The 24,099-nt window shown below is 34.3% G+C and carries 18 protein-coding genes; 1 reads left to right on the top strand and 17 read right to left on the bottom strand.

Annotation, left to right across the window (positions count from 1 at the left end; all coding sequences use genetic code 11):
* Positions 1-17: 17 nt before the first annotated feature.
* From pruA to AC061E_RS07765, 3 genes are all read right to left on the bottom strand, one after another.
* Entirely contained in the window at positions 18-1,646 is a 1,629-nt protein-coding gene (gene pruA, locus AC061E_RS07775) for an L-glutamate gamma-semialdehyde dehydrogenase (protein ID WP_478285720.1), read from the bottom strand.
* Between the two features lie 288 nt (positions 1,647-1,934).
* A complete protein-coding gene (gene apaG / locus AC061E_RS07770) occupies positions 1,935-2,321 on the bottom strand; it encodes a Co2+/Mg2+ efflux facilitator ApaG/CorD (RefSeq protein ID WP_478285719.1) in 387 nt (128 codons plus the stop codon).
* A gap of 82 nt (positions 2,322-2,403) precedes the next feature.
* Positions 2,404-3,654 carry a type IX secretion system plug protein gene (locus AC061E_RS07765; protein WP_478285718.1) on the bottom strand — a complete coding sequence of 417 codons (1,251 nt, stop codon included), beginning with the start codon at positions 3,652-3,654 and terminating at the stop codon, positions 2,404-2,406.
* Positions 3,655-3,820: 166 nt separating this feature from the next.
* Between AC061E_RS07765 and AC061E_RS07760 the strand changes: the two genes are divergently transcribed.
* Positions 3,821-6,631: a M16 family metallopeptidase gene (locus AC061E_RS07760; RefSeq protein ID WP_478285717.1), complete on the top strand. Its 2,811-nt coding sequence runs from the start codon at positions 3,821-3,823 to the stop codon at positions 6,629-6,631.
* A gap of 53 nt (positions 6,632-6,684) precedes the next feature.
* On the opposite strand, the gene AC061E_RS07755 is transcribed toward AC061E_RS07760, so the two are convergent.
* The 14 genes from AC061E_RS07755 to AC061E_RS07690 all read right to left on the bottom strand — a co-directional run bounded on the left by AC061E_RS07755 (position 6,685) and on the right by AC061E_RS07690 (position 23,926).
* Positions 6,685-9,591, bottom strand: coding sequence for a DEAD/DEAH box helicase (locus AC061E_RS07755; protein WP_478285716.1), 2,907 nt, complete (start codon positions 9,589-9,591; stop codon positions 6,685-6,687).
* 111 nt (positions 9,592-9,702) lie between these two features.
* Entirely contained in the window at positions 9,703-10,467 is a 765-nt protein-coding gene (locus AC061E_RS07750; protein ID WP_478285715.1) for a methyltransferase domain-containing protein, read from the bottom strand.
* Between the two features lie 88 nt (positions 10,468-10,555).
* On the bottom strand, positions 10,556-10,930 hold the full coding sequence (locus AC061E_RS07745; protein ID WP_478285714.1) for a GxxExxY protein: 375 nt from the start codon (positions 10,928-10,930) through the stop codon (positions 10,556-10,558).
* A gap of 87 nt (positions 10,931-11,017) precedes the next feature.
* Positions 11,018-11,836 carry a type I methionyl aminopeptidase gene (gene map, locus AC061E_RS07740; protein ID WP_478285713.1) on the bottom strand — a complete coding sequence of 273 codons (819 nt, stop codon included), beginning with the start codon at positions 11,834-11,836 and terminating at the stop codon, positions 11,018-11,020.
* 43 nt (positions 11,837-11,879) lie between these two features.
* A complete protein-coding gene (locus AC061E_RS07735; RefSeq protein WP_478285712.1) occupies positions 11,880-13,268 on the bottom strand; it encodes a TolC family protein in 1,389 nt (462 codons plus the stop codon).
* Positions 13,268-14,614: an HlyD family secretion protein gene (locus AC061E_RS07730; protein WP_478285711.1), complete on the bottom strand. Its 1,347-nt coding sequence runs from the start codon at positions 14,612-14,614 to the stop codon at positions 13,268-13,270. The genes AC061E_RS07735 and AC061E_RS07730 overlap by 1 nt, the downstream gene beginning before the upstream one ends.
* A 6-nt stretch (positions 14,615-14,620) precedes the next feature.
* Positions 14,621-16,285, bottom strand: coding sequence for a peptidase domain-containing ABC transporter (locus AC061E_RS07725; RefSeq protein WP_478285710.1), 1,665 nt, complete (start codon positions 16,283-16,285; stop codon positions 14,621-14,623).
* A gap of 5 nt (positions 16,286-16,290) precedes the next feature.
* Positions 16,291-16,962, bottom strand: coding sequence for a TetR/AcrR family transcriptional regulator (locus AC061E_RS07720; RefSeq protein ID WP_478285709.1), 672 nt, complete (start codon positions 16,960-16,962; stop codon positions 16,291-16,293).
* 52 nt (positions 16,963-17,014) lie between these two features.
* Positions 17,015-17,647, bottom strand: a complete 633-nt coding sequence (locus AC061E_RS07715) for a leucine-rich repeat domain-containing protein (protein ID WP_478285708.1) — start codon at positions 17,645-17,647, stop codon at positions 17,015-17,017.
* A gap of 301 nt (positions 17,648-17,948) precedes the next feature.
* Positions 17,949-18,728: a DUF2490 domain-containing protein gene (locus AC061E_RS07710; protein WP_478285707.1), complete on the bottom strand. Its 780-nt coding sequence runs from the start codon at positions 18,726-18,728 to the stop codon at positions 17,949-17,951.
* A gap of 5 nt (positions 18,729-18,733) precedes the next feature.
* Positions 18,734-19,501, bottom strand: a complete 768-nt coding sequence (locus AC061E_RS07705; RefSeq protein WP_478285706.1) for a carbonic anhydrase — start codon at positions 19,499-19,501, stop codon at positions 18,734-18,736.
* Positions 19,502-19,695: 194 nt separating this feature from the next.
* Complete coding sequence (locus AC061E_RS07700; RefSeq protein ID WP_478285705.1) at positions 19,696-19,851, bottom strand: hypothetical protein; 156 nt, start codon at positions 19,849-19,851, stop codon at positions 19,696-19,698.
* Positions 19,848-21,365 carry a 2,3-bisphosphoglycerate-independent phosphoglycerate mutase gene (gene gpmI / locus AC061E_RS07695; RefSeq protein WP_478285704.1) on the bottom strand — a complete coding sequence of 506 codons (1,518 nt, stop codon included), beginning with the start codon at positions 21,363-21,365 and terminating at the stop codon, positions 19,848-19,850. Before gpmI ends, AC061E_RS07700 begins: the two co-directional genes overlap by 4 nt.
* Positions 21,366-21,505: 140 nt before the next feature.
* Positions 21,506-23,926, bottom strand: a complete 2,421-nt coding sequence (locus AC061E_RS07690) for a DUF5916 domain-containing protein (RefSeq protein ID WP_478285703.1) — start codon at positions 23,924-23,926, stop codon at positions 21,506-21,508.
* Positions 23,927-24,099: the final 173 nt, after the last annotated feature.

Genomic DNA, 24,099 nt, shown 5'->3' with positions numbered 1-24,099 from the left:
CACTTTAGGACTAAAAATTACTCTCCTAAAAATGGGTATCTGTAATCAACCGGAGTTACAAAAGTTTCTTTGATGGTTCTTGCAGAAGTCCAACGCAATAAGTTTTGCATAGATCCTGCTTTATCATTCGTTCCTGATCCTCTTGCTCCACCAAACGGTTGCATTCCTACAATAGCTCCTGTTGGTTTATCATTGATGTAGAAATTTCCAGCTGCGTTCTGTAATTTCACAGTAGCTTCTTCAATAGCATAACGATCTTGACTGAAAACAGCTCCTGTCAAAGCGTACTCTGATGTAGTGTCTACCAATTCCAATGTTTCTGCCCATTTAGCATCTTCGTAAACGTAAATAGTTACGACTGGTCCGAATAATTCGGTTTCCATTGTAGCGTATTTTGGATTAGTAGTTAAGATAACCGTTGGCTCTATAAAGTACCCTTTTGATTTGTCATAATTTCCACCGATAATTACTTCTGCATCAGCATCAGCTTTAGCTTGGTCAATAGCTTTCGCCAATTTATCAAATGAACCTTCAGAGATTACCGCAGTGATAAAGTTGCTCATATCTTGTGGCGATCCCATTTTCATTGATTTTAAATCAGCTTCTAGTTCAGCTTGTACAGCTGGCCATAAACTTTGCGGAATGTACACGCGTGATGCAGCGCTACATTTTTGACCTTGGTACTCAAAAGCACCACGAGAAATTCCTGTGCTAACTTGTTTAGAATGCGCAGAAGGGTGTGCAATAATAAAATCTTTACCGCCAGTTTCACCTACAATACGTGGATATGTTTTGTATTTGCTAATATTAGTTCCAATTTTTGCCCAAATATCATTGAACACTCCTGTAGATCCTGTAAAGTGAACTCCAGCTAAATCGCGGCTAGCCAATAAGGTTTCGGTGATCATTCCTGAGTCTCCCATTACCATGTTGATAACACCATTTGGTAAACCAGCTTCTTTGAAAATTTGCATCAATAAGTTAGCAGAGTACACTTGAGTAGCTGCAGGTTTCCAAACCACAACGTTACCCATTAAGGCAGCACTTGTAGGTAAGTTTCCAGCAATTGCTGTAAAGTTAAAAGGAGTAATGGCATATACAAATCCCTCAAGAGGTCTGTATTCAACTCGGTTCCACATGTCTGAGGTTGACTTTGGTTGCTCGTTGTATATTTGTGTCATATACTGTACGTTGAAACGTAAAAAGTCAATAAGTTCGCAAGCGGCATCAATTTCTGCTTGATAAATTGTTTTAGATTGCGCAATCATTGTAGCTGCGTTGATCTTGGCTCTGTACGGTCCTGCTAGTAACTCCGCTGCTTTTAAGAAAATTCCAGCGCGTTGCTCCCAAGCCATTTTTGCCCATTCTTCTTTAGCTTCAAGTGCTGTTGAAATTGCAGCTTCTATATGTTTTTTTTCTGCTTGGTGATATACCCCTACAATATGCTGGTGGTCGTGAGGTGCAGACATTTTTTTAGTGTCTCCAGTTCTAACTTCTTCGTTTCCTATATAAAGAGGAACGTCTACTGTAGCGTTCCACATTTCGGCGTATGCTGCTGAAACTGCTGCTCTCTCAGGTGAGTTTGGTGCGTAACTTTTTACAGGTTCGTTAACTGCGTTGGGTACGTGAAAAAATCCTTTTAACATGTTGATGTGCTTATTGGGTTAAAAATAGTGTTGTCTTGTTTTTTTAAACTTTAAACAAAAGTACGAAGGTTTCTTTAAAGATTCGATATTTTTTAAAGTAAACTATATCCTCATGGTGTTACTTTGAAAGGTATAGCCCTGATAGTAATGGAAAGCTTTTTGAAGTGGAAAGCCTATTTTTGCAGTGCTAAAAAAGCGACCGAAAGAAGCTCTTTTTAGCGCTAGCAAAATTTGCTTGACACAAAAAAACTTGTAATGAATAGCAGGATTAGCTCCTTTTAAAAAGTATTAATTAAGTGCAAATGGAGCACATAGCCTGAAAGTAGGCACGATTACTTTGAAATTTCTAGTTGAGGTAAAATTAATCATGTTGAAGTTTCCTTTCATGGCGCCGTACGGTGACGATAACAAGCAACCTGAGCTATAAGTATGCTGCTCGCCGGGTTTTAGTACTGGTTTTTTTCCAATAACGCCTTCGCCATCCACAATTTCGTTGTCATTCAAAGAATCAAAAATTTCCCAATGACGCGTGATTAATTGTACGGAATCTTTACTGTGATTTTCTATGGTAATTACGTAACTAAAGGCAAAATGAATCTTGTAGTTCTTGAAGTAAGTGCCTTCAAAACTAGTTAAAACTGATATTTTTATGCCTCTTGTTATTTGAGAAACCATATATAATGGATAAATACGTAATTATTATTGACAAATTTACAAAAAAATGATCTATATGCTGCTATATGATAAAAAGATTTTTCTAGTTAATTATATTTAGTGAGTTAGCTATTCCTTTGCCAACCACGCGCTCATACCTATAAATACCCTCTCTGTAGTAAACTAATATGGTGTACTCATTTTCAGTTTGATAGAAATTACCATCTACGTTATTTTCTTGATCAATTATGCCTGCGTCATTTGCAATTGTGTATTGAAAATTAGTGAATCCTTGCTTGATTAAAATTGCTTTTTCGTATCGACCATTTTTTGAGTTGTATTCCATTTTATACTCGGGAGTTAGTGCATAGTTGTTGAACATTCCTGTTACGTAAATACTTTTTTTTAATTGAAAAGCAGGCGCAGAAAGGTTAAAGTATACCCAAGCATAATCAGCCCCTATTTCGCTTTTTTGGGTATTAATGTTTTTTACTACAAAGGTACCATTGGCATCTTGAGTAAAAAGGTAAGGAAAGTTGCCACGAGCAGGACTTGTGTGTAAAAGGGTGCCGTATATAGGAGTGCTAGAATCTATTCTGGCAACGTTATTACTGGCTGATCGAATGTCTTTGTTTTCAAAAAATAAGAATTCATTTCCAGCCCAAAACTGCGTTTCGGTATCGTATTTATAAACTAAATCATTGCCTATTGTAAACTGCGGTGGAATATTTTTTAAGGCTGTTTTGAACTGAGCATTTTGTAAAATAAGCACTTTTACGTTTTTTATAGGGTTTTGAAAGGTGATTGCACTGGATTTAATGCTAAAATCAAGATTGTGTTTTGCATCATTGCTTTGTACAGTTCTTGCTCTTTTTATTTGCAAGGGAACCGTAACAAGGTCTTCATATAGAATGAGTTTTCTAGAAAAAACCACCTCTTTACTATCATCGGTAATTTTAAGGATGTAGTTCCCACTTATTTTAAGGCGTTGTGTAAACTGATTGGGAATGGCTAGTTTGTAATGGGAATAAATTTGTAAGGCATTGAATGAGTTGGTGTAATCTTGTATTCTTTGATTGTCAAAACCTTCTAGGTATTCAATTTTAGGGATAGGAGTGGGATTCCAGTTGTAATCACAGTGGATGATTTCATAGTAATAATTAGCCTCATTCCCATAAAGATCATCAAACTCTAATTGAAATCCTTCGCCAAGTTTTATGAACGGAACGATATTTTGATCGTTTTGGATGAATGAAACGGTTTTTATGTGGTATGGCGGATCAATTTCTTTTTCGGGTTGTGCTTGTACAATAGTTCCCAATAGTAGAGCAATAAAAACAAAAAATTTATTCATTTTATGGTTTTTTTTATTTTGGTAAAGATAAGAATAACCTTTGTGTTATGACATTATTAGCAACTGTTTTAGCAATTTGTTTCGTGTGTAATTTCTGTTAAATAAATTATAAGTTAGTAATAAATTAATGAGATTGTATTATTTTTACCCTAAACTAACAAAACTTATGAAAAAAATCACAAATTTGGTTCTGGGTATTATGTTGTTTCCAGCGGCTGTTTTTGCGCAGCAAATGGATTTTTCAACAGCAATTCCCTTAGACCCTTCGGTCAAAACAGGAAAATTACCTAACGGGTTAACGTATTACATCAAGAAAAATGCCAAACCAGAAAAGAAAGTAGATCTTAGACTGGTAGTTAATGCAGGTTCTATTCTTGAGGAAAATGATCAGCAAGGTTTAGCGCACTTCATGGAGCACATGTGTTTTAATGGAACAAAGCGTTTCCCTAAAAATCAATTGGTAGATTATTTACAAAGCATTGGGGTGAAATTTGGTCAACATTTAAATGCCTACACTAGTTTTGATGAAACGGTATATTTTTTACCAATTCCATCTGATGATCCTGAAAAATTAGAAAAAGGATTCCAAATTATTGAGGACTGGGCGTTCAACACTGTTTTGACACCAGAAGAAATTGATAAGGAAAGAGGTGTAGTATTAGAAGAATATCGTTTAGGTCTAGGCGCTGGAAAAAGAATGATGGGGCGTTATATTTCTAAAATGATGCACGATTCTAAATACGCTACTCGTTTGCCAATTGGTCAAAAAGAGGTGTTAGAAAAGTTCAAGCATCAGTCTTTAATTAATTTTTACAAAGATTGGTATCGTCCTAACTTGATGAGTGTTATTGTAGTAGGTGATATTGATGTAGCCGAAATGGAGAAAAAAATTATTTCTCATTTCTCTACGTATAAAAACCCTGCAAACGAAAAACCAAGAAAGGTATTTGATGTTCCTAATCACAAAGAAACTTTTGTAGCTGTAGAAAGTGACAAAGAAGCCTCAAGTGCTCAAGTGCAATTGTTGTATAAAGATTATGCTGCACCAAAGAAAATGGTAAATCTAGGTGATTTTAAAAATTACATGATCGAGAATTTATTTGCTACGCTTTTAAATACGCGTCTTGATGAGTTAACAAATTCTGCAACACCACCATTCACCTATGGGTATTCTTATTATGGTGGGACTTTTGCAAGAACTAAAAAAGGATATCAATCTGTGGCAATGTCATCAGAAGACAAGCAACTAAGTGCCTTGAAAACATTGGTAACAGAAAATGAACGTGCTAAGAAATTTGGATTCACACAAGGAGAATTAGACCGTGCTAAGTCTGAATTTATGGCTTCTATTGAAAAAGCATACAATGATAGAAGCAAAACCAATTCAGAGAACTTTGTTGGGGAGTTTCAAGCAAATTTCCTAGAAAATGAACCCGCTCCTGGAATTGAATGGACTTTTCAAACCTTCAAGCAAATCTTACCTATGATTGAGCTTAAAGATGTTAATGGGTTAATAAAAGAGTATGTTAAAGAGGATAACCGAGTTATCATTTTAACGGGTCCTGAAAAAGAAGGTTTGAAAAAAGTAACAGAGCAAGAAGTATTAGCTGCAATAAAAGTGAATACTGACGAATTAAAACCGTATGAGGATGCTGCCGTTGCTACTAGTTTACTAAGAAACGAAGTAAAACCAGGAACTATTGTAAGCAGAGAAAGCAATGCAAAATTAGGTACAAAAACACTTGTTTTGTCTAATGGCGCCAAGGTAACTTACAAGAATACCGATTTTAAAAATGATGAGGTTCTTTTTGAGGCAGTAAGTTTAGGTGGTTCTAATTTGTATTCAAATGAAGAAATGAAAAAAGTTCAGTTTGCCAATGGAGCCCTTTCTGAGGCAGGTTTCTCAGGATTAAAATTGAACGATATCAATAAATTCATGACGGGTAAAATAGCAAGAGTAAATCCTTATATTAGTGGGACTACTGAAGGTTTACGTGGTTCTTCAACACCAAAGGATTTAGAATATCTTTTCCAAATGACTTATGCTTATTTTACAGATTTAAATTTTGATCAAGAAGCTTTTGAAGGCTTTAAGCAAAAGCAGTCTAGTTTTTTCAAAAACATGGCTTCTACACCTCAAAACTATTTTCAACAAGAGTTTTATACTTACTTGAATAAGGAGAATCCAAGATTCAACGGAGTGATGCCTACTGATAAATCTTGGGCAGATACGGATTATAAAGTAGCGTATGAAAAATACAAAGAGCGTTTTGCAAATGCTGCTGATTTCGAATTTTATTTTGTTGGAAACGTTGATGATGCAACAATCGAAGCATTCGCAGCAAAATACATAGCTTCATTACCAGCTAATGATAAAAAAGAGAAAATAGTTGACTTAGGATATAGAATGTTAAAAGGCGACTTGAAAAAAGTAGTAAATAAAGGAGCAGATCCAAAGAGTAACGTGACCATAATGTTTTATGGTGATGCTAAATATTCTGCTAAAGATGCTATGAGTATGCAAGCTTTAGGAGAAGTACTTACTATTAAACTGGTAGAGCAATTACGTGAAAATGAAAGTGGTGTGTATGGTGTAAATGCCAGAGGGAGCATCAGCAAAATGCCTTACGGATCGTATAATTTTTCGATAGGTTTCCCTTGCGGACCAGAGAATGCTGAGAAGTTGACTGCATCTGCATTGAAAGAACTTCAAAACATTATTGACAAAGGACCAGATGAGAAAGATATTGCTAAATTCAAGGAAGGTGAACTTGCTGATTTTAGAAAAGACAGTAAAGAAAACAGATACTGGTTGTCTAATCTAACAAGATCTTATATCAATGGATACAGCCCAGAGGATGTTTTCAAATTTGAAGAAATGGTAAATGCAGTTACTGCTAAAGACATTCAAAACATAGCAAAACAATATCTTACTAAGGATAAAGTGATAGGTATATTGATGCCAGAGAAAAAATAATTTTTTTAGTCTTAAAACTAAAACCTGCTATTTCACTGAAGTAGCAGGTTTTTTTATGCTAATAAAAAATCTAAATTTTCTTCAATTTCTGGGCTGATGTGGTTTTCATCAAGCAATGCATCCGAAAGCAGTTTTTTGTTTTCCTGTAATCGAATGATTTTTTCCTCAACGGTATTCTTGGTAATGAATCGAATTACATTCACTTTGTTCAGCTGTCCAATACGATGGGCACGACCAATACCTTGTTTTTCGGCAAAAGGATTCCACCAAGGGTCTAAAAACAAAACATAAGAAGCTTTGGTAATATTTAGTCCCACGCCACCCGCTTTTAAGGAAATGAAAAACAATTTTGAGCGCTCTTGTTCTTGAAATTTCTGAACTTGATACGCGCGTTCATTTTGTGGGGTTGCGCCAGTCAATTCACAAAAATCAATTTTGTTTTCGATGCTCCATTTTTTATAAAATTCCAAATTCGATACAAACGAACTGAATACGATCGTTTTTTGATTAGATTGCACCAAGGATTCCAAATATCGTGTTACCGCAATATATTTCCCCGAATCTAGTTCTGATTTTTTATCAATCATTTTCGGATGATTGCTCAATTGTCTTAAGCGCATCAACGTATTGATAATATTGATTTTGTCAATTCCAGAACCATCGGTTTTTAAAAGAGCATTTCTCGCTTTCGACTTTTCTTCTTCGTATAATTTCTCTTGTTCGGGTTCCATCTCGCAATAAAAGACTTGCTCCGAGAGTTCTGGTAAGTCTTTTAAAACTTGCTCTTTGGTGCGTCTTAAAATAAAGGGACTGACTAAATTTCTTAATTCTGACAGACTGTTTTCGTCCTGTTTTTTCTCAATCGGAAATTTGTAATGCTCGGCAAAGAAAGTATAACTCCCCAAAATATTCGGATTGATAAATTGCATTTGTGACCACAAATCGTCTAACGAGTTTTCTATTGGCGTACCACTCAACGAGATTTTATGGCTTGTTTTTATTTGATTAATGGCTTGAAAAATTTTCGAGTTTTTATTTTTGATGTATTGACTTTCGTCTAAAATCAAATACCGAAATTGGTACTTTTCTAAAATGGAAAGATCTCTCGCCACTACCGCATAACTCGTAAAGATCAAGTCGTATTTTTCTAGTTTTTTAGAAATTAGTTTTCGATCTTGTCCAACATATTGAATTCTCCTGAAATGAGGCGTAAACTTTCTAGCCTCGTTGTACCAGTTGAACACCAAAGAGGAGGGAAGCACAATCAAGGCTTTTAGGTACTCTTTGGTAACAGGAATTTCATTGCCAAACAAATCGAGTTGTATGTTTTCGGCTTTTTCAAAATCTAATTTCTCTTGGACGGCGACTAGTGTTGATAGGGTTTGCAATGTTTTTCCCAATCCCATATCATCGGCTAAGCAAGCGCCTAAACCGTTGTTGTAATGTTCTAGAAGCCATTGTACGCCTTCTATTTGGTACGTTCGCAACGTTGCTTTAACCAAAGCCGAAGGTTGGTATTGAACAGTTTCTTTTACGTGTAAAGTCTGTTTTAATTGCGGAATATCTTCAAAAACGGCAAAATTACTTTTGAGAACTGTCATAGTTCCGTTGTTGATTTTAGCCAGTTTAGCCATGGCTGCATAGTGCGTCATCCATTCAATTGGAATCAAAAAATAATTCCCATTGGGTAAGAGAAACAAGCGATTTTGGCTTTTTATATTCGGAATCAACTCGCTGAAATTGAATTCAAAATCATCAAAAACCACAGTCATTTTAACATCGAACCAATCGTTCTGTATGGTGTTGGAGAATATAATGGTGACTGTATTATTATCAATATTTTTTCCGTCGATTTTAAGATTTTCTAATGAAAAACCTAATGATTCTAATTTTTCTCGATGTTCTAATGCCCATTGTACACAAGCGTAAGTGTCTTTTTGTTCTGGTTTTTGTAAAAGTCCAAAAAGTTGATTTTCTTGTTTGCTAAGTCCAAGCTTTTGCATCGATTCATAAAATGCATCTTCAGCTTGACTGCGCTTGTATTGGATTAGTTTTATGTTTTCCAAGTCTTTTAAATCAATTTCTGTATGGGTATTTTTGGTTTTAGTGGCATCAAAAAGGTATCCGTTATAATCAAAAGAAAGACTGATGAAATAGGTGTTTTTAAAAAAATCATGCACCAATTGTAGGTTGCAAGAACGAATAGCGGTTTGGGTGATTACTTCAAAACCCGTGGCGCTTATGTCTACTTTTTGGGCAATGTCTTTAATGAATTTTTCAAAATAGTCGGGTACTAATTTCGAAGGAATTTCGACCGTTTTTTTATTTAAAAAAGGGGTTACTTTTTTGGAATTGATGCTTTTTAACGCATACAATTTATGATGCGCAATCAACCATCCCGGTTCGTCTAACAACAATGTTACTGTTGTGTCCGAGGGATAAAAAGCAAGGTCATTTTCCTTTAGTTTTAAAGTATATGAAATTCCGTTTTCGTGTTTGTCAAAATGCAGTTCAGTTTCCAAAGCTTGATTTTGAGTGCTAATACGACTGATGCGAAAATCTTTTTCCTTGCCAAGATTTAATGAAAGTGGGAAATCATGCACCTTGATAAGGCTGTAAAATTTGGCTAAGTTTATTTTCATGAATTGATCAATACCCAGTTTTATTTTATCGTCCTTGAGGATGTCTTCAATTTTTTTTGCCGATTTGCTTTTGGTTCGGAACTTTTTAAATAAGGCCTCAGGTTGGAGTACCTCACAAAGCGAAAGAATTTTTTGTGTATTACTATCCAAATTCCCGATTGTTATCCCCATGCTTTGAAGGACTTCGGGACTTGCTTTTTTTTCTAAATACGTGATGGTTTCCGTATGCCCAACCACATACGAAGTAGGAATATAGCAATTGAATTTTGCTTCAAAACTAAGATCAAAGCAAAACTGGAAATGATTTTCGGGTTCCAAAAGTATAACGTTATTTGATTGTTAGGTTATATAGACACAGATTCCACAAATTCACACAGATTAATTTGCGCAAATTTGTGGAATCTGTGTTGGATTTTAATCTACTAAATATTATTTAAAACAAACGGGTATGATTTCTCCTTTGGCCAAACAGTATTTTTCGACTAGTTCAGGAGCAATTTTATTAGTGTAATCCTCTTCAACAACCGTAAAACCAATACCTCTTAGTTTGTCAAAATAATCACGCCCGTAAATACGTACGTGGTCGTATTGTCCAAATATTTTGGCACGTTCTTTCTGGTCGGTAATTGAGTCATCAGCAAAAGTTACGTCTCTTTTTAAATCTTGCGGAATTTGTAAAATGGCCATTCCGCCGGGTTTCAAAACACGATACAATTCCTGCATGGCTTTGGTATCGTCTGGAATGTGTTCCAAAACGTGGTTGCACAAAATCACATCGTATTGATTGTCTTCAAAAGGCAAATTGCAAATATCTGCTTTCACATCTGCTAATGGAGAAAACAAATCGGTGGTGGTATAATCTAAGTTTTTTTGCTTGCGAAACAATTTATAAAAAGCTTGTTCAGGAGCAAAATGCAATACTTTTTTGGGCGCAGTAAAAAAATCAGTTTGCTCGTTGAGGTACAACCACAACAAACGGTGTCTCTCTAAAGAAAGTGTACTTGGCGATAGCACGTTGTTACGCTGTGTTTCGTATCCATACGGCAACATTGATTTGAAGCTTTTACCGTCAATAGGATCAGAAAATTTGTCTCCTTTTAAGGTAAAAGCAATGATTGGGCGTGCCACATAACTCAAACGAATTAAAAGCGGACGCGGAATGGTATTGAGGATAAGTTTAAAAGCAGATTTCATTTAAATATTAATTAAAACACGAATTTCACGAATTTGCACTAATTTCAAAAGTTAATTTTGTTTTGAAATCCAAAAAAATTTGTGTTTGTTACAGGATTATTCTTTTATATTTTAGGCTGTCTTCTCCAAAGTTTACCAAAATTCCGAGTTTGTTTTTTGAGGCTGCCAAGTAGTTAAGTGTTTGTTTAATTTCACTTTTACTCAATTCTTGTATTGCTTTAATTTCGAGTATGATTTCGTCGAAGACCAAAAAATCAGCAAAATAATAAGTTGGTAAAAATATTTCTTTGTACTCAATATTGAATTTGGATTCTCTGGAATAAGGGATATTATTTTTCTTAAATTCATATTCTAAAGCATCACCATAAACCTTTTCACTGTGTCCTTTTCCCAGAATTTTGTGAACTTCCATACAAATTCCGATAATTGAATAAGCTTCTTCTTTCAAATAAAGTTCATGCATTTTGTATGTTATTGGTTAAATAATCAAGGGCATTATTTCTGAAATTTTCATAAGTTTTAGATTCGTGGTAATTCGTGCAATTCGTGTTTAAATAACCAATGACACTTTTCTAAACTCATCTTCCTCATTGCTCACAATTCCCAGTGCTTTATAGACGTAGGCAAAAGTGGATAAAATTTCAGGTTTTCCATCAATAATGGCCACATCGTGTTCAAAGTGGGCGCTTGGTTTTCCATCGGCAGTAGTAATTGTCCAGCCGTCTTTGTGTTGTTTGATGTTGCGTGTTCCCATATTGATCATCGGTTCTATCGCAACCACCATACCTTCTATAAAAAGTTTACCACGACCTTTTTTACCGTAATTTGGCATTTCTGGATCTTCATGCATTTTTTGGCCTAAGCCGTGACCTACAAGTTCACGCACTACACCATATCCATGTGCTTCGGTATATTTTTGAATAGCATTACCCACATCTTCCACACGATTTCCTAGACGGAGTTCGCGAATTCCTACATATAAGGATTCCTTTGTAACTTGTAATAATTTTTTTGTTTCTGGTGCTACTTCGCCAATTTCGAACGAGTACGCATGATCACCATGATATCCGTTTTTGAAAGCACCGCAATCCACCGAAATTACATCACCACTTTCTAATGGTTTGTTGTTTGGGATTCCATGAACTACTTGTGAGTTAGGACTCATGCATAGTGAATTTGGGAAACCGTACAATCCTAAGAAACTTGGTACTGCGCCGTGATCACGAATAAAGGCTTCGGCAAGTTTGTCTAAGTATAATGTTGTTACTCCTTCTTTGATCTCGGAGGCAATCATTCCTAATGTTTTGGATACGATTAAGGCACTTTCGCGCATTAATTCTATTTCTTCACGTGACTTTGCTATAATCATAATTTCGAATTTTCAGTTGGCAAAAGTACGATATTATAATTATTTAATCTGGATTGGCCATAATTTTAAAAAGCTCCGAATTTGAAATGTAAAAGCGGTTTTCCAATGCTATTTTTGAAAGTTGCGCACTCACTAAATTGTTCTCTCTAGTATTGATTAAAAATAGAGAGCTTTCGCCAAATGAAAACAAGCGCTCCTCAGAATTCAGCATGGTTTGATTGTCTTTTACCAAACCTTTTATTAATTCTTTTTGTTTTAATAAAGATTCGATTTCTGTTTTTTGAGCATTAATCTTGTTCGTTAATTGTACTTTTTCAAGATTTAAAGCAAATTCTGTTTCTTGTACTTTGAATTTAGCTAATTTAAGGCTTCCTCTTTCTTTTCTTAAAAATAATGGAAAGTAAAAATTTAGGCCAATCTTGTAATCTTCAAAGCGGTAATTATCAATGTAGCTAGGTTCAGATAAATAGGAATATCCTACATCTATCTTGGGTAAAAGCATATTGGCTTTCAGTTTTTGTTCCACTGTAAGCATGTCAATCTTGCTTTCGAGTGCGTTAATTTTTGGATGATTGGTAATCGAAAAGTCTTGATTAACCAGATCATTTGTTCTTAAACTTTCTTGAATGGTAAATTCCAATTGAATTTCCGGAATTAAATCCTCAGCTAATTCTAGCGGAACGTTGTTCTCCAGCCATAAATAATTAGACAGCTCTAATTTGGATTTGGTAAGTTTTAGTTTAGAATCTTCTAGACTTAAAGCCCTGTTTTTTACAATGATTCCGGCTTCGACACTATCTATAGCAGGTTTGTCTCCTTGATTGATTAGAGATTGAATTCCTTTGAAACGAATTTGAGCATTTTGATTGTATTCTTCATAAAGTTCTACCTCATTAAAGTTTTTTTTCCAGTTAAAATACGCCACTGATGCGTCATAAAGCACAGCAATGGCTTGCAGTTTTCGCTCTGCTTCGCTTAGTTTTATTTGCATTTTTGCTTTTCGAACATCAGCCATTCTTTGATTAATTAACAAGCCTTGTCCAAGCGGAACAGTAACTCCCAGAGAAGTTAGCCCTTGATTAGGTAATGTATTTTCGGGATTCAGGTATATGCCTTCATTGTTATCAAATCCAGCTTTAATTTCGATACCATACCAAGTAGGTATTTTAAAACTGCTGTTTAAAATAGAATAATACTCTTTGTCTTTGAATTGTTTTTTGCTAAAATCGACTTCAATTTTCGGATCAAAACCACCTCTAGCCATCATCAAGTTGGCTTGCGCTTTGTTTATTTCAAGATTAGCATTTTTTACTAAAGGATGGTATTTTTTTACGTAACCTAAAAATTCAGTGTATGTGAATTCCTTTGAAACCGTAGTTTGTGCGGATAATGTGATGCCAAAAAATAAAAACGCTACTAGTATTTGTTTCATTACTTCTTGTCTTTTGTAGGTTGAGCAGCAGGTTTGTAATAGTTAGGGGGAAAGCCGTTTAATGTTCTCCAAAGTTCAAACCACACGGGTACATTGTTTAGTAGGGCAATAGTTTGTGCTCCTGCACCTATGCTTAATTGTTTTGGCCACTTGTCCTCGTTTTCATCAGGAGCTATCAATACACGGTATTTGCCGTTTACGCTAATAAAATTTTCAATGGCAACAATTTTTCCACCAAAGGTTCCGTAAGACATATTAGGCCAACCCGAAAATACAATGGTAGGCCATCCATCAAACCAAACGCGTACTTTTTCACCTTTACTTAAAAGGGGTAAATCAATAGGATTCACAAATGTTTCAACAGCAATGTCATATTCTGAGGGCATAATCGTGGCTATTGGAGTTCCCTCCTTTATGGTTTCGCCAATACCAGATTGTAAGGCTCTATTGACATATCCGTTTTGCGATGCTTTGATATAATACATGCCGTTTCTAATGCTGTAATTAGCATATTGATTTTCTAGTTTGTTGACTTGTGCATCTGTATCAAACTGGCTGCTCAATGCGGTATACTTATCACTAGTAGCTTTGGATGCTTTTTCAGCATATTCTGCACTTATTCTATTTATTTCAACTTTGGCATTTATAAATTCGTTTTTACTAGTCAAATATTTATTTTCCTGAGTGATTATTTTAGCTTCAACCTCTTGTAATTTTAGCCTTTTTTCTTCAATATCTGTAAGTGGTTTCAAGCCCTCTTTGTTTAAGGCAACAGAACGGTTGAATTGTGTTGTAGCAATTTTTAGTTGGGTTTTAACCGCTACTAAATCAATACTATCGCTTTTAATTTTTAAAACAGATTGTTTGATTTTATTTTGAGCTTGCTCTAGTTTTAAATCCTTTTCTCTTTCTATAGCCTCAATTTGTCCTGATAAAGTGGTCACTTTAGAACTGTAAGATTCTAAGGATTGTTTCTTAGCATTGATTTGGTTCCTAGTATTTTGTACTAAATTTGGATCCATGTAATCTTCCTTAATCTCGGATATAAAAACAATTGTATCCCCTTTTTTTACATAATCCCCTTCTTGTACATACCATTTTTCAAGTCTACCTGATATCACACTTTGTATGGATTGCGGTCTTTGGTTTGGTTTTAATGTTGTTACGCTACCGCTTCCAGAAATGTTTTGTGTCCAAGGTAAAAATAAAGCGATGACTCCTACAATTGAAACCGCAGCAATAATCTTATTTAAAATTTTGTAATGAGGTCTATTAACCAAGTTATGTACCGTTGTGAAACGGTCAAAAGAGGGTAGTTTTGTTTTGTTTTCGGATATGTTTAGCATGGCTAATTATTTTTTTAAATCTTGTTCTATTAAGCTGTTATTCATAATGATTACGCGGGAGCTTTTGGTTTTCCAGTATGGATTTTTTGATGAAACTATGATGGTCCATTTGTGTTTCTCAGAAGTTATAAAATCTATAATTTCATTAGCAACAGTGGTATCCATCTTATCTGTTGGATCTTCATAAAACAAAATTTTAGGCTTATGAATGATGCTTCGGGCTAATAAAATCTTTTGGCAATTCGATGAAGAGAGTTGTTTTCCTTCAGGTAACATATTAGTATCAAGTCCTTTTGGTAATGATTTTACAAATGAAGTGAGTTGAACGCCATCAATAGCCCATCTTAAATCCTCAGTACTTATGAATTTATCATTAAAGGTTATGTTTTCAAGCAAGGTACCTTCAAATGGGGTTTCTCCAGTAATGATAGATCCTATTTGGGATCGGTATTGTTTTATATTTATTTTTTTGAAAGTATCATCGTTAATATATAAAGCACCTGATGTAGGCTCTAGTAAACCCGATAAAATTCTGATTAATGTTGATTTTCCAGATCCGTTTTCACCCTCAATTGCAATGTGCTCTCCTTGTTCAATTTTTAATGAGATGCCATTTAAAATTTCCTTTGGTGAGTCTGGGAATTTAAAACTCATTTCCTCCATCTCCAGTGAAATTTTATTATAACAGCTATCACTAGTAAAGGCCATCTCTTCTTCAAGTTCTAAATCTGTTACTTGTCCTATTTTTTCAACGGATGTTAATACGTCATAAAACGTCTCAAGGCCCAAAATAATTTTTTCAACAGAGTTGATGACCAATAGTATAATAATTTCTGCAGCCACAAATTGACCAATGTTCATTTGTTGTGATAGCACTAAAAAACCACCAATGGAGAGTAAACTAGCTGTAATTATTATTTTAAAAATAATCAATTGACTGAATTGTCTTTGAATAATTTTAAAATGCTTTTCTCTGTAAGACAAGTAATCGCTCACGAGAGTATCGTTTTTTTGCAATCCAAAATTGTAATTTAAATCGTTTTTAAAACTATAGCTATTTCTTGCCATTTCTTGGATCCAACTCGCTACTTTATATTTGAATTTAGATTCTTTTAAACTTGTTTCAAGTCCAGCTTTGTATGAAAACTTGAATATAAAATAGAGTAATAAAAACAGTAATGCCCCAAATACTATAAAATAAGGGTGGTACAAAGACAACAATATAATACCAAAAATAATTTGAAGTAAGGCTGCCGAAAAGTCTATCAGCAATTTAGAAGTTCCTTTTTGTATTGCTAAAGTATCAAAAAACCTATTGGCAAGCTCTGGTGGGTAAGTATTGTAGAGTTCCTCAATTTTTATTTTTGGTAAACGGGCACCAAATTCAAATGAGGAACGTACAAATATTTTTTGTTGTAAGTTCTCTGTAATTCGTAGTTGCATTAATGATAATAATCCAACTAAAGCTACACCAAAAACAACCAATACAATTAACACAATCCATGAAGCGCTTACACGGCCTGATTGTATAAAATTTGTAATTGCTTGAATACCTAATGGGAGTGACAAGCTTATTAATCCAGCAAAAATCGCATAGAAGAAAATTTGGTAAACATCTTTTCTATCTAAGGTAAGTAAATTATAAAATCGTTTTAAAGGTGTGTTTTTCATAGTATTTATTTTGCAATTTTCTCTACCAGATCTATGTAAAAATCTGTTGGCGAAATATTTTCATTACAGTTTGTGATGGTTTTTAGATGGTCTTTTAAAAAATGTTGATGTAAGGCTCCTTCAACAATTGATGAGGCTAAACTTTTTGCAAAAGGGTATTCCGGGTTTATTGCGCTAATCATTTCAATTAATCGGTTTATCACTCTTTTGTAAACCAAGAAAAAACCTACTTTATTTTCCTCGTCAACTTCTTTAGTGAGTAGTGTTTTAGTAAACTCTGCAATGATAATTTTATTTAGTATACTTTCATCAATATGGGTTGTAGTATAATCATCCTCAATTTTTTCGGTTACTATTGTGATTGCTTTTTTTAATCTATCAATGGGTACAAGAATATTATTTGTGGCAAATACTAGTTTGTATTCAATCCAACCCCAGTACCAAGAAGATAGGTATAAAAGAAGTTTGTGTTTGCTTTCAAAATAGCGGTATATAGAACTCTCATTAGAACCTATTCGTTCTCCTAATTTTTTGAAAGTAAAATTCTCAAAGCCAATTTCATCAATAAGTAAGATACTGTTTTCTATTATTTTCTTGCCTAGATTGGAAGTTTCGGGATTTTTAACGTACAACTTTTCGTTAATAGCAATACTAATATTTGATAAAATAGCGTCCATAATGTTTGTTTAAGCTCAATTTTGTATTAATAATCTGTTTAATTTTATCTAATTAGAAATTCACTTTAATTCCAAAATTCAAATTTTTCATCTCTTGCAAGTCAGTTTTAATTTTGTTGTCTTTTAAGTCTAAATATTTAAGATGATCTAATTTTTTTAAGGCTGGAACCTTCTCAATTTCATTGTTACCAAGAAATAAATTTTCAAGGTTTTTTATTTTTAATAATTCATTTGGTAATGTTTTGAGCTGATCATTTTCGAGGTACAAAGATTTAAGCATTGGTAATTTAGCTAAAACATCAAGTGTTTTGGGTAGGTTCATTTTACTCTCATCGTTTAAACGTACTTCTTCAAGTAATTTTAGATTTGAGAAATCACTAGGAAGCACATCAAAGTCGTTCCCGCTTAAGTCAATTGATTTTAAAGTTTTTATTTTTGTAATACCACTTGGAATTTCTTTCAAATGGTCATTTTTCAAGCTTAAGTATTCTAAATTTATAAATTTAGACCAGTCTACACCATCAAGTTTTATGATTTGATTGCTTAAATCTAATCGATAGATAAGTTCCGGAGTTTTTAAAGCGTCATTAAGATCATTGAACTCTCTATTTTTGTCATACTTAATTTGACTCCATAGACTAGTTGTAAGCAAAAGAACAAGGATATAAAAAAAGTATGTTTTCATGATTTCGATTTTTAATTCAAACAAAAGTACATTATAATTAATAGTAATACTATCATTAATTGTTATTTAACTTTAATTTAAGATGCAAATTATGTTTATGTAGCATGATGTGATTTAGATACAAAAGCATACCGTTAAGTATGCTTTTGTATCTAAAATAAAAAATATGAATATTAATTTTTTTGATAGTTTACCTTTGAGCTATATAAATCATTTAATAGCTGTATTTCATTTGTTTACATTTGTCTTTAGTGCTTCATTATATATCAAACTAATCAGGATTTTAAATGGGATAACACATTTAAGATTTATTTTTAGAAGTTAAATCAAATCCTATTATGGTATTAACTATAAAGCCATTGTTGTTTTGAAAAACATTTCGTTGGTCAATTTCTCTACCTAGTTGCAAGGTTTGATTAATGTACCCTGCCTCAATTTTAAAGTTAGCATTGTGTTTGTATCCTATTAAAAGCCCTATTCTGTTTTGATCAAAAATATTTTCATTTACATTTTTCCCAAAACCAATTATAATTTCATTGTAAGCAGCAAGATAAGGTGTTTTGTCTTTTATTTCATTACCTGTTAATGGCATTTGTGCCCTAAACATATATCTCAATCTATTTAAGAATATATAGTCATCTTCTATTGTAAGTGCGGGGTTAGTATATCTCCCTATAAAACGTTGCTCTAGCATAAACCGATGTGAGAATTCAAGTTTTGATATTTTATCAGTAAACGTTACCATTTGGTACGTTCTATGCTCTGTGAAATCTTTGCCCTGAGCATTAATGGCATAACCGCCGTAAGGATAAGTCTCAATCCAAGCATATCCTAGTCTTAACTGAATTTTAGGGTTTGCTAGGTAATTTAGACCAACACGCAAGAGTCCTTGTTGTTTGTCTGCAATATAGTTATCTCGTCGCCATTGATACTCTGAATGAATACTGTACTTTTTTGCAATCTTAAAGGTTCCAAAATATCCAAGCCACCCAATCTGGTTGTTGTCTTGAAGCCTGGTGTTTTGAGCAAATACACTGCTGAAGACAAGCAGCAGCAGTGTTGATAAAACAATTTTCTTCATTTAGATTATTTTTTTAACTGAGGCAAGTTATGCAAAGTTTCTGGTAAAAACTCTACTTTTCCGGTGTGTATGTCATAAACGGCACCTACAATTAATATTTCGCCTTTCAAATATTTTTTATGTAATATAGGATCTAGATCACGTAGGTTGTTCACCTGATCAACAACATTTTGTCGTACCGCATTATTGACAGGGTTTCCAGGTAAATGTGCGCATTTTGCCACTGCTGGTTTAATTTCATTAATTAAGGTTACAATATGACCAGGTACATCCTCAGGACGCTCTACCGCTGCAGCAACGGCTCCACATTCTGTGTGTCCGAGTACTACAATTAATTTTGTTTTCAATTTTAAAGTTGCAAATTCCATGCTCCCGTAAGATGCAGCCGCTGATACTTGGCCTGCAGTTCTTATGATAAATAAATCACCCAAACCTTGGTCAAAAATCATTTCGTTTGGAACCCTTGAATCTGAGCATCCTACTATTGTTGCAAAAGGCTCTTGACCGTTTTCAAGGCTTTTAATAGTGTTCATGTCCTGCCTTGGTTTGATTGTTTTTCCTTCAATAAAGCGCTTGTTTCCACCCATTAGTTTTTTTAACCCTATTCTTGGATCTGCATAAGCGGAGTCTCTATTGACTACATAATGCTCTTTTTTCCATTTGATTGAATCAATTTCTACTTTTTTTACACTTACTTTTTTACCCTTTTTTTCTTGAGCATAAGTCGAAGTTGTTAATGCCAAACACATTAAAAATAACAATACTTTTTTCATTTTAATAAAATATTAGTTTTACAATTAAATTTGAAACAAATGTAATCAATAATAATAGTATTACTATCGTTTTTGTAATTTTAACTTTTATTTATGTAAAAACAGCTTTTACTTGTGAGAGTCTAATTCATAAAAAAAGAGCTGTTCAAAAATACTTTTTGACAGCTCTTTAGTTTTTAATTATCTTTTATTTTTTAAGAATCACCATTTTTTCCAGGTGCTCCATTTTTACCATTTTCGGTTTCTGTTGCAGTTGTTCCATCTTCACCAGGGCTGCCATTTTTGTCCGCTCCTAATGTTGAACAACCTGATAATACAACGGCAAGGAGAACAATTAGGTGTTTTTTCATAGTAAAGAATTACAAGTCATGACACTTGGTTTTTCTACTCCCATCAATTCGAGTATTGTTGGGGCTATATCACCTAGTACGCCATTTTTAATTGTTTTAAGTTCTTTGTCTACTAAAATTAGCGGAACTGGATTTGTGGTGTGGGCTGTGTTTGGACTGCCGTCTGGGTTTATCATTGTTTCGCAATTGCCATGGTCAGCAATTACAAGCGTAGTGTAATTGTGATCGAGCGCAGTGGTTATTACTTTCTCAACACATTGGTCAACAGCTTCGCAGGCTTGTATGGCGGCGCTCATGATACCTGTATGTCCTACCATATCTCCATTGGCAAAATTCAAACATACAAAATCTACATCTTCTTTTTCGAGTTCAGGAATAAGTGCTGCGGTCAACTCAAAAGCACTCATCTCTGGTTGCAAGTCATACGTAGCCACTTTTGGAGAGTTTTTTAAAATTCGGCTTTCGCCAATAAATGGCAGCTCTCTACCTCCCGAAAAGAAGAATGTTACATGTGGATATTTCTCTGTTTCAGCAATACGGATTTGTTTTTTATGTGCTTTTTCGAGTACTTCACCTAGTGTTTCGGTAATGTTGTCTTTATTGTAAACTACTTTCACGTTTTGATACGTTTCGTCGTAATTTGTTAAAGTTACATAGTACAGGTTAAGCTTGTGCATGTTTTGTTCATGGCAATCCGTTTGGGATAACACTTCGGTTAATTCTCTACCTCTGTCTGTTCTAAAGTTAAAGAAGATCACTACATCATCTTCCTGAATTGTAGCAAGCGGTTGCTGCTGTGCGTCTACAATAACCACAGGTTCTATAAATTCATCCGTAATATTGGCGTCATAGCTTTTTTGTATTGCCTCTACAGCATTAGTAGCAGGAGTTCCTATTGCATTTACTAATACATCATAAGCAAGTTTTACTCTCTCCCAGCGTTTATCGCGATCCATAGCGTAATACCTACCAATAATAGATGCTATTTTTACAGTAGTTTGACTGGTGTATTCTTGTAAATCTTGAATGTATTTTTTTCCTGATTTTGGATCTACATCTCGACCATCAGTAAAAGCATGAACGTACACTTTTTCTAATCCATACTGTTGTGAAGCGTCAATTAATCCACGTAAATGGGAGGTATGTGAGTGAACGCCACCATCTGATACTAAGCCCAAAAAGTGTACTTTTTTATTGTGGGTTTTTGCATAAGTAAAGGCATCGACTAGCACCTGTTCTTGTGCTAAAGTGCCGTGTGCAACGGCCAAGTTAATTTTGGCTAAATCTTGGTAAACAATTCGTCCGGCACCTAGATTCATGTGACCTACTTCGCTATTTCCCATCTGTCCTTCAGGCAAACCTACATTTAGGCCGTCTGTTCTTAGTTGAGCACTAGGATAATTTTGATACAAACTATTTATAAAAGGGACATTTGCATTATCAATAGCTGATACTTTTGGATCTGGTGATTTTCCCCAGCCGTCCAAAATCATTAAGATTACTTTTTTATTCATTATCGTGTCTTTTAAACAAAGATAAAGCATTTCTAAAAAGGTTCAAATCTCAAGAAATAACTATTATACATTAAAAGGGTAACGCATGTAAAAAATGACTATTTAATTATGAGAGGTAGCTATTTTTAAAATTAATGCATTCAAAAAGAGTTCTTCACCTGATTGTAATCTATAAAATAGCGCAAGCTGATCGAAAATACATGGCTCAAAGCATCATTATTGAGCAATCGTGTGATATTACTGTTGAATTCTTTATTGATATTTCGTTCAAAGGCACCAGCATTATTTCGGTACAAAACGGTCACTTGACTTCCTGGCGCAAACCACCATGTGTAAGATAGATCAGCATTCCAAGAGTAAAAGCTTGAATTTTTGTTTGCGGTATAACCTGTAAAGTCTGTAAGTCTGCCATTTTGTTCTAAGGATAAGGTGTTTTTATTTTCGGCATAAGACCAGTAATGGCGCATTGCAACATTAAAAGTCATTTGACTGTTCAAGGCATACTTTCCTGACAAGGTGTTTGAATAGGTTACTACATTTCTATTAGCAAATACAATAGTTGGAACAGAGTTGCTGCCTGGAGTTGGATCAATATATCGGTCTATATATCCTTTATTGTTGTTTTGTCTAAAAAAATTGAAGTTGTAATTCAAGGATAGTTTATCACTGAAACGGTATCTTGGTCCTACGGCAAAACCATAAGTTACTCTTCCTTTTTCATTAAAGACAGCATATGATGGATTCAAATCAATAGCAAAACGGTTGTTGTAATTAGTAGATACATATATGAATCCACCTATGCGCTCCGGTATGATTACAAATCTGTTTTCAGCTCTTGGCTCATAATAATCGTACGATTCTAGTGGGTTGCTATTAAGACCAAAACCGATGTAATGGTTTTGTTTAGTATTAGAGTTGATTTGAAAATTAAGATTGTTAGCTTGAATTTTTCCAGTTTCTTTTTGAAATTGTGTATACCCGTTTAACCTAGCATTGAAGGAGTTAAATGTTTTTGTTGGGTTTAAAATTCTATAACTTGCATTCCCGTATACACTGTAGTAATTGGTTTCAAAATTGATTCCTAAGTCATTGTTGTCAAAATTCTTAGACATGATTTCAGCCCCAATTCCGTAGCGGTATTTACCACTTGTCTCCGCAAAATTAAGTTGGGAATAGATTCCTTTTTTATCTTCTGTAGCATTAATAACGCTGTATTTGAAATCTCCAGCTAAATTATAGGTGTTCTTTTTTGTGTTTAAATCCCAAACAAGAGCAGTAACATTTCCATCCCTAAAACTGCCGTTTCGAGTTACGTTTGTATTAACAAATGATAGCGATGAATTTTTTCGAAAGCGTTGATCTAAAACCAATACATTATAATTTGCGAGTGGTTCGACGACTTCTTTTCGGATTTCTTGCGTGTTGTTATTGCGTATCGTTACCATTGTTTTTTCGGTAACGGCGTTCAAAATACCTACTCCAAGACCTCCCTTAGTTCTCCCTGAGACTTTAAATGCATTTATTAGGTTTACACTGGAAGGATTGTCAATTATAACTTCATCTGTTGCAGGAGAAGGCGAATTTGTGGGAGCGCCTCCAATTCTTCGCGAATACACGAGATTCCCTTTGCTAAACAAATCTGTTCCTTCTGTGAAAAAAGGTCTATTTTCATTGAATTGTTGTTCAAACGGGCCTAAATTCAAGATCTGATCGTCATATTTAGTTTGGCCAAAATCAGGAATCAAAATCATATCTAGGGTAAAGGCATCATTTATTCCGTATTTTAAATCTAAACCACCTTTAAGGGTGCCGTATGTTTTTTGTTTAGCATTGGCATTTACATAAAAGGAAGAATAAGGCAAAAGAAAAAGTCGAGTAGGGGGTTTAATATTTTCAATACCCTGCAAAATTCCTGTTTGTTGCGTAAAAGTCCCTAGTTTTGAATCAATGAAATTCCAAGTGTATTTAAAACGATCTCGTCTTACTTCTCTAAAAAAATTAAGTCCCCAAGTTTGTTTGGTTTCTGCTGAAAATCGCAGTGCAGCATAAGGAATTCGCATTTCTACAACCCATCCTTTATCAGTTATTACGGCTTTGCTCTTCCATACGGCATCCCAGGAATAATCCTCCCCGTTTGTATCTGTTGTAATGCAATCCGCTTGACCATCAGCCGCATTTACAAAAAATTGAAAATCTTGCTGACCGTCATTAAAACCATTTATAAAAACTCCAAAAAGATCACAAGTCCCAAAATCATCTCGCTGCGTGATCTCTCTAAGGATTTTTTCGGGACTTTCATCATTTAGTAGCGCACCTATATATATGGCATCATTGTCATACAATACTCTAACTTCTGTTTTCTTAGATTCTGGAATGGGTTTGCCGTTATCAGGTTCAAATGTAATGAAATCACCAGCTACAGCTGCTGAGCTCCAAATGGCTTCATTTAGTTTGCCATCAATTTCTATTTTTTCAGAAATGAATTTGGTTTGTAATGTTTTCTTTTGGCTGTGGCCAAAAATTGAAAAGAGAAGAAAACAAAGTACGAACAGATTTTTCATGGGGTCAATTGATTGATTGATTGATGCTCAAACGTGCAAATGGCAGAGAGTCTAGGACAAAAGCGATCAGCATTTTAGAGTTTGCATTAATAGACTTACTTTTCAATCGATTGTTACAGTTTTGGTAATAAAAAATTGTTAATTGTAAGATACCGTACTGAGCTATAAATGTC

The sequence above is a fragment of the Flavobacterium sp. GNP011 genome (genome assembly GCF_056428925.1).
This window is presented reverse-complemented; position numbering and strand designations above follow the sequence as displayed.

Bases quoted from the DNA above. Each gene is read 5' to 3' on its own strand.
- pruA (WP_478285720.1), bottom strand. From the start codon at position 1,646: ATGTTAAAAGGATTTTTTCACGTACCCAACGCAGTTAACGAACCTGTA.
- apaG (WP_478285719.1), bottom strand. From the start codon at position 2,321: ATGGTTTCTCAAATAACAAGAGGCATAAAAATATCAGTTTTAACTAGT.
- AC061E_RS07765 (WP_478285718.1), bottom strand. From the start codon at position 3,654: ATGAATAAATTTTTTGTTTTTATTGCTCTACTATTGGGAACTATTGTA.
- AC061E_RS07760 (WP_478285717.1), top strand. From the start codon at position 3,821: ATGAAAAAAATCACAAATTTGGTTCTGGGTATTATGTTGTTTCCAGCG.
- AC061E_RS07750 (WP_478285715.1), bottom strand. From the start codon at position 10,467: ATGAAATCTGCTTTTAAACTTATCCTCAATACCATTCCGCGTCCGCTT.
- AC061E_RS07745 (WP_478285714.1), bottom strand. From the start codon at position 10,930: ATGCATGAACTTTATTTGAAAGAAGAAGCTTATTCAATTATCGGAATT.
- map (WP_478285713.1), bottom strand. From the start codon at position 11,836: ATGATTATAGCAAAGTCACGTGAAGAAATAGAATTAATGCGCGAAAGT.
- AC061E_RS07735 (WP_478285712.1), bottom strand. From the start codon at position 13,268: ATGAAACAAATACTAGTAGCGTTTTTATTTTTTGGCATCACATTATCC.
- AC061E_RS07730 (WP_478285711.1), bottom strand. From the start codon at position 14,614: ATGCTAAACATATCCGAAAACAAAACAAAACTACCCTCTTTTGACCGT.
- AC061E_RS07725 (WP_478285710.1), bottom strand. From the start codon at position 16,285: ATGAAAAACACACCTTTAAAACGATTTTATAATTTACTTACCTTAGAT.
- AC061E_RS07720 (WP_478285709.1), bottom strand. From the start codon at position 16,962: ATGGACGCTATTTTATCAAATATTAGTATTGCTATTAACGAAAAGTTG.
- AC061E_RS07715 (WP_478285708.1), bottom strand. From the start codon at position 17,647: ATGAAAACATACTTTTTTTATATCCTTGTTCTTTTGCTTACAACTAGT.
- AC061E_RS07710 (WP_478285707.1), bottom strand. From the start codon at position 18,728: ATGAAGAAAATTGTTTTATCAACACTGCTGCTGCTTGTCTTCAGCAGT.
- AC061E_RS07705 (WP_478285706.1), bottom strand. From the start codon at position 19,501: ATGAAAAAAGTATTGTTATTTTTAATGTGTTTGGCATTAACAACTTCG.
- AC061E_RS07700 (WP_478285705.1), bottom strand. From the start codon at position 19,851: ATGAAAAAACACCTAATTGTTCTCCTTGCCGTTGTATTATCAGGTTGT.
- gpmI (WP_478285704.1), bottom strand. From the start codon at position 21,365: ATGAATAAAAAAGTAATCTTAATGATTTTGGACGGCTGGGGAAAATCA.
- AC061E_RS07690 (WP_478285703.1), bottom strand. From the start codon at position 23,926: ATGAAAAATCTGTTCGTACTTTGTTTTCTTCTCTTTTCAATTTTTGGC.